General features: G+C 29.9%; 1 protein-coding gene and 1 riboswitch. The gene reads right to left on the minus strand.

Annotated elements, in window-relative coordinates; translation table 11 throughout:
- Window positions 1-2,645: phosphoribosylformylglycinamidine synthase (locus VK071_03720; protein HLR34422.1), on the minus strand; the 2,645-nt coding region annotated here is incomplete at its 3' end.
- Between the two features lie 140 nt (window positions 2,646-2,785).
- Window positions 2,786-2,887, minus strand: a riboswitch (purine riboswitch).
- Between the last annotated feature and the right edge of the window lie 378 nt (window positions 2,888-3,265).

Raw genomic sequence — 3,265 nt, forward strand, 5'->3', positions numbered from 1 at the left:
ATTTTATTTCCAAAACTCATTTCACTTATAGTTCTAGCTAGGCCACCAAATTTAATAGTGGAAGCAGATATTATTTTTCCCTCATCAATTAATTCTTTTATCTTTCCATAATTTCTTTTCAGCTGTTCAAAATCTACCATACCTTTTTCATCTATATCTAGGGTGATTAATACCACATCATTACCTATTCCCTTAAATTCAGGTGATATTATATTTTGAACTTTATCGGTAGTAACTGCAAAAGATATTAATGTAGGTGGCACATCTATATCTTTAAAAGTACCGGACATACTGTCCTTTCCACCAATACTTGGTATGTCTAAATTTTTCATTACAGAATAAGCTCCTAATAAGGCAGAGAAAGGTTTCCCCCATTTCTTCTTATCCTCACCTATTCTTTCAAAATACTCTTGGAAAGTTAATCTTACTTTTCTAAAATCTCCACCTATTGCTGTTACCTTTGCTAAAGATTCTATAACTGCATACATTCCTCCATGGAATGGACTCCATTTAGAAATCTTCGGATCAAAACCATAGGTCATAATAGAACAGGTATTAGTATCTCCTTTTAATACTGGAATTTTTGCTACCATTCCTTCAGCAGGAGTCAATCTATATTTTCCTCCTACTGGCATAAGAACTGTACCACTGCCTACTGTATGGTCAAATTTTTTTACTAAACCTTTTTGACTAGAAGTATTTAATTGATTTATATTGTTCATCCAGTTTTCTTTTATATTTTTACTTTCTATATGTTCTGGTTCCCTATGGAAATAATTCTCTTCTTCTTGTTTTTCTACATATACATTTATCTTTTTTCTTATTCCATTGGTGTCTAAAAATCTTCTTGAAATATCTACTATAGGTTCATTTCCCCATACCATAGTTAATCTATTATTATCTCTAACTTCTGCTACTAATGTAGTTTCTAAATCTTCTTTTTCCGCTAATTCAATAAATTTATCTAAATTTTCTTCTTCTACTACTACTGCCATTCTCTCTTGAGATTCTGATAATGCTATTTCTGTTCCATTTAATCCTGGATATTTTAAAGGTACTTTATCTAAATCTATAAATAACCCATCAGCTAATTCCCCTATAGCTACAGAAACTCCTCCTGCACCAAAATCATTACATTTTTTAATCATAGTGCTTACTTCTTTATTTCTAAACAGCCTTAATATTTTTCTCTCCAGTAGTGGATTTCCTTTCTGTACTTCTGCACCACCAGTTTCTAAGGATTCTTCTGTATGTTCTTTAGATGAACCTACGGCTCCACCTAAGCCATCCTTACCTGTTCTCCCTCCTACTAAGAGTATTAAATCTCCAGGTTCTGAAGATTCTCTCCTTACATTTTTCTTTGGTGCCGCTGCTACTAAGGCTCCTACTTCCATTCTTTTTGCTATATAGCCTTCATCATATATTTCCCTTACATAACCTGTAGGTACACCTATTTGATTTCCATAGGAACTATAACCTTCCATAGCTTTTTGAGTAATCTTTCTTTGAGGTAATTTTCCTTCTAAAGTATCTTCGAAACTTTGTCTTGGATCGCCAGCACCTGTAATCCTCATAGCTTGATATACATAGGATCTACCAGATAAAGGGTCTCTAATACATCCACCAAGACAGGTTGCTGCTCCACCAAAAGGCTCTATTTCTGTAGGATGATTGTGAGTTTCATTTTTAAACATTAAAAGCCATTTCTCATTTTCCCCATCTATATCTACATCTATTTCTATACTTGCTGCATTTATTTCTTCTGACTCTTCTTTATCTTCTAATAAGCCTTTTTTCTTTATTTCCTTCATATTTACAGTGGCTAAATCCATTAAGGACATTGGTTTCTCTTTATCTTCATAGACATAATTCCTTGATTGGATATAGTCTTTAAGAGCTTCTTCTAATATAGACTTATATATACTATCTTCAATTTCTACATCTAATATTTCCGTCATAAAGGTAGTATGTCTACAGTGATCTGACCAATAGGTATCTATAACTTTTATTTCTGTAATACTTGGATCCCTTTCTTCTTCTCCCTTAAAATATTTTTGACAAAATAGTAAATCTTCAACATCCATAGCTATGCCATAGTTTTCTTTCATTTTTAATATTTCATTTTGAGACATATTTATAAAATTATTTATAATTTCAACTTCATCAGTAGTTTCTTCTCTTTCTTCATAGGTGAATGATTCTATATCTACTTCTCTCATTTCCACTGGGTTAATATAATAATTTTTTATTTTATTTAATTCTTCTCCATTTATTCCTTTAAACACTAATATTTTAGAGCTTTTAACTAATATATCTTTCTTTCCTAATAATGCATTTACACATTGGATGGCTGAATCATCCCTCTGGTTATATTGTCCTGGAACAATTTCAACTCTAAAATATTTTTCAGTATTATCAATTGGAAGGTTTCTTTCATATACATTATCTAAATTTCTTTCTGATAAAACTTCTTTTACTATCCGACTATAATCTTCACAGAAAGCATTAATTATGTCATAAACATTAATAACTCTTACCTTTTCTAAAGATTTAATCTTAAGATAATCCTTAAAGTCTTTGTACAAATTATCTGCTTCTACATCAAATTCATCTTTCTTTTCCACAAATACTCTTCTGTATTCCAAAATAAACCCTCCTAAAAATTATTAAGCCCAGTCAGGTAGGCTAAGCGAAACCTACCCGACTGGGCTTTTCTCCCTTCGGTGTAATACTTAAATCAAGTATTTGTACCGCTTGGACCAGACAAGATAATAATCTTCGGAACCCTAGGTACACTTTCACTCATAGTTAAATGATTTATGGTCATTTAGTAGAAACTTCTCAACCTTATTTTGAGAACTATATGAGTTTTTATTCTTATTTTCTATCTTTATAATATCAATAATTTATTTTAATGTCAACGAAATATTAAATTTTATTTTTATTGTTTACTATATAGTAAACAATGGACAGTTAATATGGTATAATGTTTATAAGCTTTTATGTTAAAAGCCTAAAATTTCACAGCCATCGACAAAAGACGTGATTTTTTTGAACTTTGGAATGAATTGTATATACTATTGTGATACAATATAAAGTAAGAAATAAATATAAAATATAATGTTAAATAAATTTCAATCTAATACATAAAAAACAATAAATATTCATTTAATGGACAAGCTACTATATAAAATATATTAATACCAATTATTTATCATTTAGAAGTAAAAATTCTTATTAATATTCAGTAAAATACATATTTAAA

The sequence above is a fragment of the Tissierellales bacterium genome (assembly GCA_035301805.1).
Lineage (GTDB): Bacteria > Bacillota > Clostridia > Tissierellales > DATGTQ01 > DATGTQ01.